Genomic DNA, 13352 nt, shown 5'->3' with positions numbered 1-13352 from the left:
ATGCGCAGACTCGCCGTCCGGCTTGGTTACCGGCAGGTTGATCGTGAGGTATCGACTTTGTCAGCCAATTTCAAGGACAAACAATCTCCAAAACCGCCAGCGACAGACAGAGTTTTCTAATCATCGTCCGAGATCAGGCGATCGATTGCACGTCGGTCGCGTTTGGTCGGCCTGCCGCTGCCCGGAGCCCGCTGTGCCTGCTCGAAGGGGGTGAGGTGTTTTGTCTCACTCGGCGGTGGCGTCAGGTCGTCATAGAGCAGCTTGGCTTCCTCGAAAGGCCCTCTGCGCTCACCGGCTGCCCGCACGATCAGGATGATGTCGCGACGCTCCAGCGAGAGCTCTATACGGTCGCCGACCTTTAAATTGTAGCTTGGCTGAACGACGCGTTCGCCATTCACCCGCACGCTGCCATTCTGCACATACAGCTGGGCCAGCGAGCGGGATTTCACCATCCGGGCAAAGAAGAGCCATTTGTCGATGCGCTGGCGCGAACCGGAAAATGGCTGCTTCTCGTCCTTCATGGCCTATTTCTTCATCTGCTCCTTGAGGGCAGCGAGCTTTGCGAACGGAGAATCCGGATCGATCGGCTTTTCCTTGCGCGGCGGCTTTGCTTCGAAGCGCAAAGGCTGCGATGCGCCGCGGCTGTTGCGGTCGTTCCGATTGTTGCGATCGTTCCGGTCGCCACGCTCCTGACGATCGTTACGCTCGCCACGCCCGCCTTGCTGCTGCGGACGGCCGCCCTCGCGATTGTTGCCACGCGGACCCTTGTCACCGCTGCGAGCCTCGCGCCCGTCGCGACGATCACGACCCTCGCGGTTGCCTTCGCCGCTTGCTTGCTCGCCGCCAGCGCGACGATTGCCTTGATGGCCGCGGCCTTCGCCCTGCTGGCCACGACGATCGCCGTGACCACGGCCGCCCTGACGCTGCTGCTGATCGCTGCGCCCGCCAAGACGCCAAAGCAGAACCGGCTTCGGCTCGACAGCTTCGGCGGCAACGGCATCGGGAGCCACAGCTTCCGAAACTGCAACGGCTTCAACCGGGGCAGCTTCGGCAGCCGGAGCTACTTCCTGCGCAACGATTTCGGCCTCCTTAGCCGGCTCTTCGCCAGCCGCGTCGGCATCGTCATGGTCAGCATTCTCGCCAGCCGCTTCCGCCACCGGTGCCGGCGCGGCGCTCGCATCCTGCTGCGCCAGGAAAGCAGCTGCCTCCTCCGGCTTCACGGCATCGGCACGATAGCCGAGACCCTTGAGGATCTCTTCCATGTCTTCCAGCGTTGCGCCGAGGATGGAGAGCATCGCCGTGGTCGTCGTGAATCGGCGGCCGTCATAGGCACCTTCCGGGCGCGAAGCCTGGCCGGGCTTCCACTGCAGCAGCGGACGGATCAGGTCCGCCAGGCGCTCGAGAATATCGATGCGCACCGCACGCTTGCCGAGGAACCGGAAGCCCGCGAGCTTGTAGAACATGCGCTCGTAGCTCGGATCCGTGACGACAGACGTGCGGCCTGCGGCCAATACGGGGATCAGATCGCCATAGCCCGGCTTGTCGAGACCGTCGTTCTTCAATGCCCAGAGCAAAGTGATGAGCTCGGCCGGAGCCGGCTTCAGCAGTGCGGGCACGAAAATATGGTAGGCGCCGAAGCGAACGCCGTAGCGACGCATGGAGGCGCGTCCATCCTGATCCAGCGACTTTACCTCTTCGGTAACGTCACGGCGGAACAGAACGCCGAGATTTTCCACCAGCTGGAAAGCAAGGCCCTTGGCCAGACCCTGCAGGTCTTCTGCGCGCTGAAGATCGTCCAGCGGCTTCAGGATCGTGCTGATGTGATGATTCACAAAACGCTCGATACGCGCGGCGACATGATCACGCGCATTGCCCGTCAGCTGCTCGTCGGCGAGCAGGATGACGCGCGGACGCATGATGTGATCGCTGCCCGACAGGCGCGCCACAGGGTCGCCGAGCCAGCGCACCAGGCCATCGGCACTGATCGCAAGATCGCCGTTGCCAGCCGCGTGCATACGGGCGGCACGCGCCTCGAATTCCAGCGCGAGCGCCTTCAGCGAGGCAGCCTGGACAGCCTTGGCGTCCGGCCCCTCGGTTCCCGAGATAGGCGTGAACCGGAATCCGGTCAACTGTCCCACATGATGTCCTTCGACGAAGACATCCCCATTCACACTGATTTCAGCTTCCAGCATCGCATTCTCTCTCAGGCGCTTCATGAGCACAGATGTCCTGCGATCAACAAAGCGTTTCGTCAACCTCTCATGTAACGCGTCGGACAATCGATCCTCGATTTCCCGCGTCTTTTCTTGCCAGTGTGTCGGATCGGCAAGCCAGCCGGGCCGATTCGACACATAGGTCCAAGTCCTTATCTGCGCGATTCGCGCCGAAAGCGTGTCGATCTCGCCATCTGTCCGATCGGCGCGATGCACCTGTTCGGCGAGGAAATCCTCTTTCACCGTGCCATAGCGGACAAGATCGGAAAAGAGGGTGGCGATGAGATCGGCATGCTGGGCAGGCGTAATGCGCCGGTAGTCCGGAAGCGCACAGGCCTCCCATAATTTCTCAACCCGGGCCGGGTTGTTGGCAAGATCGACAATCTCCAGATCGCGTGACAAATATTCCAACGCCTGCTGGTCTACCGCAGGCAGCGCCCGCGTCAAGCCCTGCACGCGTGGCGCGTCTTCCAGACTGGCGCGCAATGCGGCAATTGAGGAGAAATCGAAATCCTTGGTGCGCCACTGCAACACCTTTACCGTATCGAACTCGTGCCCTTCGATCCGGCGCACCAGTTCGTCGTCGAAAGGATCGACCTGGCCGGTCACGCCGAAAGTGCCGTCCTTGAGATGACGGCCGGCACGGCCGGCGATCTGGCCGAGCTCGCCCGGATTGAGATTGCGAAACTGATAGCCGTCGAATTTGCGATCCTGAGCAAAGGCGACATGATCGACATCGAGGTTGAGGCCCATGCCGATCGCATCGGTCGCGACCAGATATTCGACGTCGCCGGCCTGATAGAGCGCGACCTGAGCGTTGCGGGTGCGCGGGCTGAGCGCGCCTAGCACCACGGCGGCGCCGCCGCGCTGGCGGCGAATGAGCTCGGCGATCGCGTAAACTTCGTCGGCGGAAAAGGCGACGATCGCGGTACGCTGCGGCAGACGTGTGATCTTCTTTTGCCCGGCATAGAAAAGGTGCGAAAGCCGCGGCCGCTCAAGAACGGTGATCCCGGGCAGCAGCTGCTCAAGAATCGGCCGCATGGTGCCTGCACCGAGCAGCAATGTCTCGTCCCGACCGCGCAGATGCAGGATACGGTCCGTGAAGATGTGACCACGCTCAAGGTCGCCCGCCAGCTGCACTTCGTCGATAGCAACGAAGGAGGCACGCGTCTCACGCGGCATGGCCTCCACCGTGCAGACCGAATAGCGCGCGTTGGGCGGCGATATCTTCTCTTCACCCGTCACCAGCGCCACATGCTGCGCCCCGACCTTTTCGACCACGCGCGTATAAACCTCGCGCGCCAGCAGCCGCAGCGGCAGGCCGATAACGCCGCTGCCGTGCGCCACCATACGCTCGATGGCATAATGGGTCTTGCCGGTATTGGTCGGTCCGAGCACCGCGGTTACGCCGCGTCCGCTCAGGATCATAGGCTGCAAATTTTTGGTCATTGGTCCGTGCATGGGCGAGAAACTACCGTCTTCCGATCAGCAAGCTCCTCTTGGAAGAAAGGAAGAGATGACGACCATATGTGACAAAGGCAAGACCTGAATGAAAAAACAACTGCCGCAACATTCGATTTCACAACGAGCAAATTCAACCAAAAGCTACATTACCCTTGCAGCCAATGCGAGTCCCGGCGATTCCGGAACAGCCTGAGAACGAATCGGAGACGAATCGGTGACTCAGCGATGTTCTTCATGCGTTCTCTACTATATATGGATTTCGATTGCTAGAGTCCCACCAAATGCTGAATCACATTTTTACCACCCTCTTCCCGGCAAGATGAGTCAAGCGGAGAGTCTGAGGCAGGCCGAAACTCGAATGAATTCGTGGTTAAAGATCTGTAAATAATAGCTATTTCCTCATCGGTGACCTCCTCATTAAGATTCGGGTCAAAGCCTGAACGAATCAGCGACGAATCGGCGATTCCGGCCGATTCCGCCTTTGTTCTACACCATATATGGTGCCTCTCCGCCGGATTCACACAGGACTCTGAAGGGTTGAAGCTGCGAATCGTGCCGAATCCTGGATTGCGATTAATCTTTCAGCGAGTACAAATATAAAAATCGGCGCATGCAACCAAAAGATGTTCATATTAACGCTTCGATCAAAGCCGGAACGAATCGGCGACGAATCATTGATTCATGCGCGTATTTCATTTGTTCACGGCTATATATGGTGGCAACGGACCGATGGCGTCGCGACATGAAGAACTGCGATTGGCAGCAGGCAGCTGACGATGTGCCGCCGTTAGCGATTGAAATGACCGATCTCTACTTTTCGGCGACTATCCGCGGTGCCGATTGGCCGATGCCACGCCTTCATTCGCACACTGGCTTGGGAGCTAAACTCCGGCCCAGACGGCTTCGATTTTAACCAAAGCCCAAATGCAGAACGAATCACCGACGAATCGCAGACGTCGGCCCTTTCTCGTTTCGTTCACCGCAACCAATTGTATTTTAATCATATTTTAACCATAGAGTTAACTCACATGCCGCAGAGGTCTCGGCCAATCCGTGCCCGCGCGTTAATGTTTTGCCGACCATGGAAGCGGTCGGCAGCGAGTATTTTTATTTCTGAGCCGGAACAATTTTCGAGGAAATAAGTTTCTACAGCAGAAATGCCGCAAACTCCGGTCGCACTTCCTGCGAGTGGATCTGGCCGAGACGCTGAAGCAAGTCGCTGGATGGCTTTGTGCTGCCGGGGATACTTCAGCGGCGGACATGGAGGAGACATATCATGCTTGGTACGATATTGCTCATAATACTGATTCTGCTGCTGGTTGGCGCACTTCCTAGCTGGGGTTACAGCCGCGCTTGGGGGTACGGCCCGTCGGGTGGTCTCGGGCTTGTTCTCGTCATTGTCCTTATTCTGCTATTGATGGGGCGGATCTGATCCGCAGATCATCGTTGAAAACCTCGAAACACCAGGGAGCTAACATCATGAAAAAGATCATTGCCGCTATCGCCCTCGTCGGCGCACTGGCATCGTGCACCGCAACGGAAAAGGGCACGGCCATCGGCGCCGGTACCGGCGCCTTGATTGGCGGCGTCGCCACGCATAGCTGGGGTGGTGCGGCGGTCGGCGCAGTCGCCGGTGGCCTCGTCGGCAACCTCATCGGACAGTCCGAAGATCGCCGCGGCTACTGCATCTATCGCGATCGCTACGGCCGCCGCTACGAGGCTCGTTGCCGCTAAGACGAACGTCTTATGACCGGCTGCCTTGCGGTCGGCCGGTCATGATGTCAGCGCCGCAAGACAGTGGCGCGAAACAAGCTCGGGCATGCTGCGCAAAGTATGCGGCGTTTTTGCCGCAACGACATGCGCAAAATCAAAAGCCTGGAGCGCACGAAGCCAATTTTAAAGATCGTAGCGCCGCTTGGCCAACATCATCCTCTTCCCGCACCAACCGGCTGCGGGGAGAGAAATAGCAGTGTTTTGAGAAAGGAACGGCGTTATGGCCGCAATTATCGCAAGCATTGCAGCACTCCTATTCGTCGGCACAACCTTTTACGCGCTCGGCTCCGCCGCAAGAACGCGCGGCAAGGAGAAACGGCGAGTGGCAATCGAAGCTGTCATCCTGGAATTCAAGCCGCGACAACGGCAATCGGCCGGTTCGGGCCGCGGATGATTGCCGGGTTAACCCGGCAATCCCGTCGAAAAACCGCTTAGACGAAAAACTGTCCGCCATTTGCGGTGATGGTCGATCCGGTGATGAAACCGGCATCGTCGCTGGCGAGGAAAACCACAATGCGTGCGATTTCCTCTGGCTCACCCAGCCGTCCGACCGGAATTTGGGGAATGATGCGCTCGTTCAGTACCTTTTCCGGCACGGCAAGCACCATCTCCGTCGCGATATAGCCAGGGCAAATGGCGTTTACCGTGATATTCTTGGCAGCACCCTCTTGCGCAAGCGCCTTGGTGAAGCCGAGGTCTCCGGCCTTGGCGGCGGAATAATTGGCCTGCCCCATCTGCCCTTTCTGACCGTTGATCGACGAAATATTGATCACGCGGCCAAAACTGCGATCGCGCATGCCCTGCCAGACATGGTGGGTCATGTTGAACAGGCCGTTGAGGTTGGTGTTGACAACCTCATGCCATTGCTGCGGCGTCATCTTGTGGAACATGGCATCGCGCGTAATGCCGGCATTGTTGACTAGGATGTCGACGTGGCCGAGATCGTGCTCGACCTTGGCGATCCCCTTGCCGCAAGCCTCGTAATCGGCCACATCCCACCGATAGACGGAAATCCCCGTGACCTCGTGGAAAGCATGAGCTTTTTCCTCGTTGCCGGCATAGGTCGCCGCAACCTTGTAGCCGGCGTTGTGGAGCGCCATCGAAATGGCCGCTCCGATACCGCGCGTTCCACCGGTTACCAATACCACTCTGCTCATGTGCCACTCCCCTTTGTTGCGACGGAGACGTGACAACCGATCGCGAGGTCGCCCGCTCCGCCTCTCTTCACCGATTCCGATAGAAAATCCTGCTTCGAGGCGTCAAAGTGCCTCGAAGCACATGGCGACACCCATGCCGCCGCCGATGCACAGCGTTGCAAGTCCCTTGCGGGCGCCGCGGCGCTTCATTTCGAACAGCAGCGTGTTGAGAACGCGCGCGCCGGACGCGCCGATCGGATGACCGATGGCGATGGCGCCGCCATTGACGTTGACGATCGACGTATCCCAGCCGAGATCCTTGTTGACGGCACAAGCCTGGGCAGCAAAGGCTTCGTTGGCCTCGACGAGATCGAGATCGCCAACGGACCAGCCGGCCTTTTCCAGAGCCCTGCGGGATGCCGGAATGGGGCCTGTACCCATGATCTGCGGATCGACGCCGGCCGTTGCCCAGGAGACGATGCGCGCGAGCGGCTGGATGCCACGGCGCGAGGCTTCCGCCTCAGTCATCAGCACGGTGGCTGCAGCGCCATCATTAAGACCCGATGCATTGCCGGCGGTCACCGTGCCTTCTTTGTCGAAGGCCGGGCGCAGCTTCACCATGCCGTCCAGCGTCGCGCCATGACGGATATACTCGTCAGCATCGACGGTTACGTCGCCCTTGCGCGTCTGGATGGTGAAGGGAACGATCTCATCCTTGAAGCGCCCTGCCTTCTGGGCGGCTTCCGCCTTGTTCTGCGAGGAAACGGCGAACTGRTCCTGCTCCTCGCGGGAAAGCTGCCACTGGCGGGCRACGTTTTCCGCCGTGATGCCCATGTGGTAGCCGTAGAAGGCRTCCGTCAGGCCRTCCTTGATCATGGTGTCGATCATCTTCATGTCGCCCATCTTCGTGCCGGCRCGSAGATKAGCGGCRTGCGGYGCCATCGACATSGATTCCTGGCCGCCGGCGACGATGATCTTGGCATCGCCGGTCAGGATCTGCTGCATGCCGAGCGCGACGGCGCGCAGGCCCGAACCGCAAAGCTGGTTGACGCCCCAGGCGGTCGCTTCCTGCGGAATGCCGGCCTTCATGGCTGCCTGCCGGGCCGGGTTCTGGCCTTCGCCGGCCTGCAGCACCTGGCCGAGGATCACTTCGTCGACTTCCTTTGCCTCGACGCCCGCCCGTTCCAGCGCGCCCTTGATCGCCGTGGCGCCAAGCTCATGAGCCGGAACGGCCGCAAACGCGCCGTTGAAGGAGCCGACGGCTGTACGGGCCGCGCTGGCGACAACGATGGATGAACTGCTCATGGAAGCCTCCTCACAGGATGAACGTGTATATGAGGCGAAACTGTCAAAGCTTTGCGCCGGAGTCAAACTGCAAGAATTTCCGGCATGCAGATTTCATGAAGCCGTCATTGCCCGCAAAAAATCCAATCAAAGGAAAGGGCTTGCCGCATCGCACAAAGCGATTGTCACCAAGCTTCTTTTGCGTCTACACTCAGCGGTGGAGGAGCATTCCATACAATCAGACGGGGCCAGGAGACTGATAATGGCGAAGAATGACGGCCAGATCGTAATCAAGAAATACGCCAATCGCCGCCTATACAATACCGGCACCAGCACCTACGTGACGCTGGACGACCTGGCGGAGATGGTGAAGAAGGGCGAAGAGTTTACCGTCCAGGATGCCAAGAGCGGTGAAGACATCACCCATTCGGTCCTGACGCAGATTATTTTTGAGCAGGAATCGAAGACCGGCAACACGCTGCTGCCTATTTCCTTCCTGCGGCAGTTGATCGGCTATTACGGCGATCAGATGCAGATGGTCGTGCCGAGCTTCCTCGAGCATTCCATGCGCGCTTTCACCGAGCAGCAGACGCAGATGCGCGAGCAGATGAACCGCGCCTTCGGCGAAACGCCGCTTGGCAAGAACCTGCAACTGCCGATGCAGATGGTCGAGGAACAGGTTCGCCGCAACACCGAGATGTTCCAGCAGGCCATGCAGATGTTCTCGCCCTTCATGAAGCCGCCGGCCAAGGAAACCCGCAAGGCCGAAGCCAAGGACATCGACGAGCTGAAAGAACAGCTCCGCGCCATGCAGAGCAAGCTGGATAGCCTTTAAGATCAGACCTCGCATCCATGGTGGATGCGAGCGCCACCAAGGCTTTTCGGACTGGCGAAATCACAATCCGCAAACAAAAAGGCCGGCGAAACGCCAGCCTTTTTTATTCATGCCATCGAGGCAGCGCTGAAATTATGCGCTTTCCTTCGGCGTCAGAACCTGACGGCCGCGATACATGCCGGTCTTCAGGTCGATGTGGTGCGGACGACGCAGTTCGCCGGAGTTCTTGTCTTCGACGTAGGTCGGAGCCTTCAGGGCGTCAGCAGAGCGGCGCATACCGCGCTTGGACGGGCTCGTTTTTCTCTTCGGTACAGCCATTCTCGTTACTCCATGTACGGACGAAACATATCCACGGCCAGCGAGGCGGCCGAAATAGACATGCATCAATTTCGGAAATTGGGCGGGCTTATACATGGCTTGCAGGGCTTTGACCAGTCCCTTCTAGCATTTTTTGCCCGCCGCAGCTGAATCAGACTGAATCGGCGGCTCACGCATCGTCTTCCGGAACGATCCAGGTTTCCTTCAGCGCCGCCTCTTCCCATTTCTTCCAGGCAGGCAGCACCTTCATAGCGGCCATATAGGCCTTTGTCTCGGCCGAGACCGCGACATCGTAGCGTTCCAGGCGGCTGACGACCGGCGCGAACATGGCATCGGCGCCGCAAAAGGCGCCGAACAGGAACGGACCGCCCGAACGGGAGCGGGCTTCATGCCAGATGGTTTCGATGCGCGCGACATCCTTCATGACCTCGCCCGGCAGATCGGGACGGCCAACCGGACGACGCATGTTCATCGGGCAATTGCTGCGCAGAGCACCGAAGCCCGACAGCATCTCCATGCTGTAGGAGCGCGCCAGGGACCGCGCCTGCCGATCCTGCGGCAGCAAACCGGCATCGGGGAAGAGTTCGGCCACATATTCGATGATCGCGAGAGACTCCCAGATCTTGAAGCCGCCATGGTCCAGCATCGGCACCTTGCCGGTCGGAGAAACCTCGCGGATCTGCGGATTGCCCGCCGAAAAATCGAACGGGATCAACACCTCTTCGAAGGCGACACCACAACCCTCCAGCGCGATCCATGGCCGGAACGACCATGAGGAATAATTCTTGTTGCCGATGTAGAGGGTCAACTTGTCCATAAGCCCTGCTTTCCTGTTAGTTTTGAAATTCAAAGACGAGGAGTTCCTCGAAATGGTTCATGTCGCCGAACGAGCAAAAGGCCGGCGGCCGCAATTCCAGAACGGGCACCTCGGCGCGCAGCATCGCCGCGACCTCATCCAGCATAGCTTGCCAGCGCGGCAGCGCCTCGTCCACCAGCCGGTCGATGGCATAGGCAAACGTGATATGAAAAGGATAGGTCTCGTGATCGGGATGGCGATAGCCGAGGAGATCCGCCAGCGCATTTCGCCAGGCGCGCATGGTCTTGCGGTCCGCTTCCGTTGCCCCGTCGACCAGAAGGCCGCTCGGCCGAGCGCGGGTTACTGCCACCTTGAACGGATCGTGCATGGAAAAGGCCTTCAGCCGCTCGCCCATTATCTCGGTCATCTCGTCGATCGGCGTATCGAGCGCGATGTCGGCAGGCCAAAAAGGCCGGCTGCGGCGATATTCGATGATGCCCTGAAACAGGGTCATGTGCAGGCTTGAGACCGGCGTGAAGGCAAATTGTCTGGCCTCCGGCATATCGAGATATCTTTGCCGGGCGGCAACGATCGCACGCTGCGTCTGCGAGCCGTCCTCGACATGGCAGACGATCGTATTGCCCGGCTCGGGCTTGAAGACGCCGGAGCGATCGTAGCGCGTGCCGAGATGAGGAGGCGGCTCCGGATGCCGGCTCTTGGCATATTTGAGCAGCTCGGGAGAGAAAGCGTCGAAATTCATGGGTGCGTCCGATCTTCGTTGGCAGATCATCCGCCCTTACGTCATGGCCAAGAATGCCAGATGACAACAAGCCGATCGAACGACAAGTTCTGATCTCAGTCATAAAGACATTTGATATATGCGTCGGCGTTGCGCGCACGGCGCTGGATCAGCGAGGCAAGCTGGCTGAGTCCACGCCCCGGCCTGCTGGCCACCCGGTCGATCGGGTTGGGGAGAGAAACGGCGAGAAGCGCCGCCTGGCGGCCCGTCAGCTTGGAAGCCGGCACCTTGAAATGATAGCGCGCCGCCGCCTCGATCCCGTAGATGCCTGGCCCCCATTCGGCGATATTGAGATAGATCTCCATCATCCGCCGCTTCGACCAGACCGTCGAGGCCGAGACCGCAAGCGGCAGTTCCATCGTCTTGCGTACAAACGAGCGGCTGTTCCAAAGGAACAGGTTCTTCACCGTCTGCATCGGGATGGTGCTGCCGCCACGCGTCGATTTGCCCCGCATCGTCTCCTGGATAAGCAAGCGCATCTCGCCCCAATCGACGCCGCCATGAAAGCAGAACTGCCCATCCTCCGACACCATGACGGATTTCACCAGGACCGGAGCAATATTCTCCAGCGGAACCCAGCGGCGATCGTATCCCTGGAAGGTTACGGCATCGCCGATCATCAGCGTCGAAACCGGGTGAATGAACGGCAGGACATAGAATAGAATGAAGAGATAAGGCAGAAAAAACAGGCCGATCACCACGAGGACGATACGCTGCCAAAGCGGGCGGGCACGGAAGCGCGCCAACAAGGAGGACCGTCGCGGCACCTCGGCTTCCTCTTCATTGTCCGTCGATATGTCCAATTGCCTGACGTCCACGGTCGCTCCATCCCGGTACACTCTCCATGTATCCGGGAAACGCTCTGATGCTGCACTCGTCATATCGTCTACACAGAGCGATGACCAGAGTGCGACGTCATTCCCCACCCCGCCGTCGACAATTCTCGTTGCCAGCAACCGCCTCTCATGCCAAACAGCCGCCATGGATAGCACCCACTCCTCATTCGAGCGCCGCCTTAAGGATGGTGCCGGCAAGATCGAAGCCCTTCTCAGCCGCCTCTTGGCCGATGCCAGCCTCGATGATGAAGTCGTTCGCCCTGCCCGATTGCTGAGCGCGATGCGCCATGGCGTACTGAACGGCGGGAAGCGCCTGAGGCCGTTTCTGGTGATGGAGTCTGCAGCTCTTCTCGGCGGCAATACCGATGCCGCCCTCCGGGTAGGCGCGGCACTCGAATGCGTTCATTGCTATTCGCTCGTTCACGACGACCTGCCCGCCATGGACGATGACGACCTGCGCCGTGGCCAGCCGACCGTGCATATCGCCTACGACTATGCCACGGCGATCCTGGCGGGCGACAGCCTGCTGACCTATGCCTTCGACATTATCGCCGCCCCGGAAACCGATCTGCCCGCCGACCAGAAAATGGCGCTCGTACTGGCGCTGTCGCGGGCAGCCGGCATCGGCGGCATGGCCGGCGGCCAGGCGCTCGATCTTGCCGCAGAGAAGGAAACGCCCGACGAAGGCGGCATCACGACGCTGCAGGCAATGAAGACCGGCGCGCTCATCCGCTTCGCCTGTGAGGCCGGTGCCATCATCGCCGGAGCCTCCGCCGAAGACCGCAAGCGCCTTCGGACCTTCGGCGAGAAGATCGGCCTCGCCTTCCAGCTCGCCGACGACCTGCTTGACCTCACGGCTGACGCCACCACCATGGGCAAGGCGACCGGCAAGGATGCCGCGCGCGGCAAGGGAACGCTCGTGGGTCTGCATGGTCAGGAATGGGCTGAAGCCACTGTTTCGCGACTGGTGAGCGAAGCAGGCGCCCTGCTAACGATCTACGGCGACAAGGCAGGCACCTTGGTCGAGACGGCCAGCTTCGTGGCGAACCGCAGAAGCTGAGCTTCTCTCGCGCTATTTGCCCGACGTAGGGCCACCCGAAGTCCCTGAATGTCACGGTGACAAGAAATCGCCCGCCCGAGGGTGATTTCCGTTGAGTTCTGTGACAAGTTCCGCATCCGAATTGACTTTCGGACGCGAAATTCTTCGCGTCGGCCGATTTTCCGGGAATGTCACCAATGCGCGAAGCCCTCGCCTATCTGCCGCAGATTCTGCCGGCCTACGTCGCCTACATCATCGCCGTCGCCAGCCCCGGACCGGCCATCATGGCCATCATCGGTACATCGATGACCCACGGCCGCAAGGCGGGCATGACCCTCTCGCTCGGCATCTTCGGGGGATCGGTGACATGGGCAATTGCCGCTGCCGCCGGTCTCGCCACTCTGCTGCAGACCTATGCGATGGCTCTGGAAATCCTGAAGATATTCGGCGGGCTCTATCTGCTTTATCTCGCCTACAAGGCGTTTCGCGCCGTCCGCGCAAACGGAGAGCTGACGGCCGCAGCAGAGGGGCCAAAGATGCCCAGCTTCAAATCGCTGATCCTGCGCGGCTACGGCATCCACGTCACCAATCCGAAGGCGATCTTCGCATGGCTCGCCATCATCGCGCTCGGTATGCCACAGGGCGCCCCCGCCTCAGTCGCGGTGCTGATCATCGTCGTCTGCTGCAGCACCGGCTTCGTGGTGTTCATGGGCTATTCAATCCTGTTCTCCACGCCGCACGCGCTGAAGATCTACCGCAGTGCGCGCCGCTGGATCGAAGGCGCGATGGCCGGCTTCTATTGCTTCGCCGGCATCAAGCTGCTGACGAGCAATTTATAGAACAATCATGGGAAGATCGC

At 59.9% G+C, this 13352-nt stretch carries 14 protein-coding genes; 6 read left to right on the top strand and 8 right to left on the bottom strand.

Annotated features, from left to right (window positions below):
- Positions 1 to 116 precede the first annotated feature (116 nt).
- Positions 117 to 521 (bottom strand): RNA-binding S4 domain-containing protein, encoded by a 405-nt coding sequence (locus tag QD461_RS05200; protein ID WP_414086756.1) that lies wholly within the window; start codon positions 519 to 521, stop codon positions 117 to 119.
- A 3-nt stretch (positions 522 to 524) separates the two neighbouring features.
- Positions 525 to 3662 (bottom strand): helicase-related protein, encoded by a 3138-nt coding sequence (locus QD461_RS05195; protein ID WP_414086755.1) that lies wholly within the window; start codon positions 3660 to 3662, stop codon positions 525 to 527.
- A 1291-nt stretch (positions 3663 to 4953) separates the two neighbouring features.
- On the opposite strand from QD461_RS05195, the gene QD461_RS05190 reads away from it, so the two are divergent.
- The 3 genes from QD461_RS05190 to QD461_RS05180 all read left to right on the top strand — a co-directional run bounded on the left by QD461_RS05190 (position 4954) and on the right by QD461_RS05180 (position 5844).
- Positions 4954 to 5109, top strand: coding sequence for a DUF3309 family protein (locus tag QD461_RS05190; RefSeq protein ID WP_184704651.1), 156 nt, complete (start codon positions 4954 to 4956; stop codon positions 5107 to 5109).
- A 44-nt stretch (positions 5110 to 5153) separates the two neighbouring features.
- Positions 5154 to 5411: a YMGG-like glycine zipper-containing protein gene (locus QD461_RS05185; RefSeq protein WP_184705035.1), complete on the top strand. Its 258-nt coding sequence runs from the start codon at positions 5154 to 5156 to the stop codon at positions 5409 to 5411.
- 259 nt (positions 5412 to 5670) lie between these two features.
- Positions 5671 to 5844 (top strand): hypothetical protein, encoded by a 174-nt coding sequence (locus QD461_RS05180; protein ID WP_414086753.1) that lies wholly within the window; start codon positions 5671 to 5673, stop codon positions 5842 to 5844.
- 37 nt (positions 5845 to 5881) lie between these two features.
- Here the strand turns inward: QD461_RS05180 and QD461_RS05175 are convergent, their stop codons facing one another.
- Both QD461_RS05175 and QD461_RS05170 read right to left on the bottom strand, forming a co-directional pair.
- Positions 5882 to 6607, bottom strand: a complete 726-nt coding sequence (locus QD461_RS05175) for a beta-ketoacyl-ACP reductase (protein ID WP_414086752.1) — start codon at positions 6605 to 6607, stop codon at positions 5882 to 5884.
- A gap of 102 nt (positions 6608 to 6709) precedes the next feature.
- Positions 6710 to 7891, bottom strand: a complete 1182-nt coding sequence (locus QD461_RS05170; RefSeq protein WP_414086751.1) for an acetyl-CoA C-acetyltransferase — start codon at positions 7889 to 7891, stop codon at positions 6710 to 6712.
- A gap of 241 nt (positions 7892 to 8132) precedes the next feature.
- Between QD461_RS05170 and phaR the strand changes: the two genes are divergently transcribed.
- A complete protein-coding gene (gene phaR, locus QD461_RS05165) occupies positions 8133 to 8705 on the top strand; it encodes a polyhydroxyalkanoate synthesis repressor PhaR (RefSeq protein ID WP_414086750.1) in 573 nt (190 codons plus the stop codon).
- Positions 8706 to 8837: 132 nt separating this feature from the next.
- Here phaR and rpmF read toward each other — a convergent pair whose 3' ends face one another.
- From rpmF to mtgA, 4 genes are all read right to left on the bottom strand, one after another.
- Positions 8838 to 9023 (bottom strand): 50S ribosomal protein L32, encoded by a 186-nt coding sequence (rpmF, locus tag QD461_RS05160; protein ID WP_003543812.1) that lies wholly within the window; start codon positions 9021 to 9023, stop codon positions 8838 to 8840.
- Positions 9024 to 9192: 169 nt separating this feature from the next.
- Positions 9193 to 9840, bottom strand: coding sequence for a glutathione S-transferase family protein (locus QD461_RS05155; protein ID WP_414086748.1), 648 nt, complete (start codon positions 9838 to 9840; stop codon positions 9193 to 9195).
- A gap of 16 nt (positions 9841 to 9856) precedes the next feature.
- Entirely contained in the window at positions 9857 to 10579 is a 723-nt protein-coding gene (locus QD461_RS05150; RefSeq protein WP_414086747.1) for a DUF1868 domain-containing protein, read from the bottom strand.
- A 95-nt stretch (positions 10580 to 10674) separates the two neighbouring features.
- The gene (gene mtgA, locus QD461_RS05145) at positions 10675 to 11499 is read right to left on the bottom strand and encodes a monofunctional biosynthetic peptidoglycan transglycosylase (protein WP_414087066.1); all 825 of its coding nucleotides are present in this window, start codon (positions 11497 to 11499) and stop codon (positions 10675 to 10677) included.
- A 100-nt stretch (positions 11500 to 11599) separates the two neighbouring features.
- Between mtgA and QD461_RS05140 the strand changes: the two genes are divergently transcribed.
- Both QD461_RS05140 and QD461_RS05135 read left to right on the top strand, forming a co-directional pair.
- On the top strand, positions 11600 to 12514 hold the full coding sequence (locus QD461_RS05140; RefSeq protein WP_414086746.1) for a polyprenyl synthetase family protein: 915 nt from the start codon (positions 11600 to 11602) through the stop codon (positions 12512 to 12514).
- A gap of 176 nt (positions 12515 to 12690) precedes the next feature.
- Positions 12691 to 13332 (top strand): LysE family translocator, encoded by a 642-nt coding sequence (locus QD461_RS05135; RefSeq protein ID WP_414086745.1) that lies wholly within the window; start codon positions 12691 to 12693, stop codon positions 13330 to 13332.
- The last annotated feature ends 20 nt before the right edge of the window (positions 13333 to 13352 follow it).

Origin of the sequence: Rhizobium sp. BR 314, assembly GCF_047445805.1 — a bacterium.
GTDB lineage: Bacteria > Pseudomonadota > Alphaproteobacteria > Rhizobiales > Rhizobiaceae > Rhizobium > Rhizobium lusitanum_B.
This window is presented reverse-complemented; position numbering and strand designations above follow the sequence as displayed.

What these genes read in the sequence shown, in the direction of transcription:
- QD461_RS05195 (WP_414086755.1), bottom strand. Translation starts at nt 3,662, where the DNA reads ATGACCAAAAATTTGCAGCCTATGATCCTGAGCGGACGCGGCGTAACC.
- QD461_RS05180 (WP_414086753.1), top strand. Translation starts at nt 5,671, where the DNA reads ATGGCCGCAATTATCGCAAGCATTGCAGCACTCCTATTCGTCGGCACA.
- rpmF (WP_003543812.1), bottom strand. Translation starts at nt 9,023, where the DNA reads ATGGCTGTACCGAAGAGAAAAACGAGCCCGTCCAAGCGCGGTATGCGC.
- QD461_RS05140 (WP_414086746.1), top strand. Translation starts at nt 11,600, where the DNA reads ATGGATAGCACCCACTCCTCATTCGAGCGCCGCCTTAAGGATGGTGCC.
- QD461_RS05150 (WP_414086747.1), bottom strand. Translation starts at nt 10,579, where the DNA reads ATGAATTTCGACGCTTTCTCTCCCGAGCTGCTCAAATATGCCAAGAGC.
- QD461_RS05190 (WP_184704651.1), top strand. Translation starts at nt 4,954, where the DNA reads ATGCTTGGTACGATATTGCTCATAATACTGATTCTGCTGCTGGTTGGC.
- QD461_RS05200 (WP_414086756.1), bottom strand. Translation starts at nt 521, where the DNA reads ATGAAGGACGAGAAGCAGCCATTTTCCGGTTCGCGCCAGCGCATCGAC.
- QD461_RS05135 (WP_414086745.1), top strand. Translation starts at nt 12,691, where the DNA reads ATGCGCGAAGCCCTCGCCTATCTGCCGCAGATTCTGCCGGCCTACGTC.
- phaR (WP_414086750.1), top strand. Translation starts at nt 8,133, where the DNA reads ATGGCGAAGAATGACGGCCAGATCGTAATCAAGAAATACGCCAATCGC.
- QD461_RS05175 (WP_414086752.1), bottom strand. Translation starts at nt 6,607, where the DNA reads ATGAGCAGAGTGGTATTGGTAACCGGTGGAACGCGCGGTATCGGAGCG.
- mtgA (WP_414087066.1), bottom strand. Translation starts at nt 11,499, where the DNA reads ATGACGAGTGCAGCATCAGAGCGTTTCCCGGATACATGGAGAGTGTAC.
- QD461_RS05155 (WP_414086748.1), bottom strand. Translation starts at nt 9,840, where the DNA reads ATGGACAAGTTGACCCTCTACATCGGCAACAAGAATTATTCCTCATGG.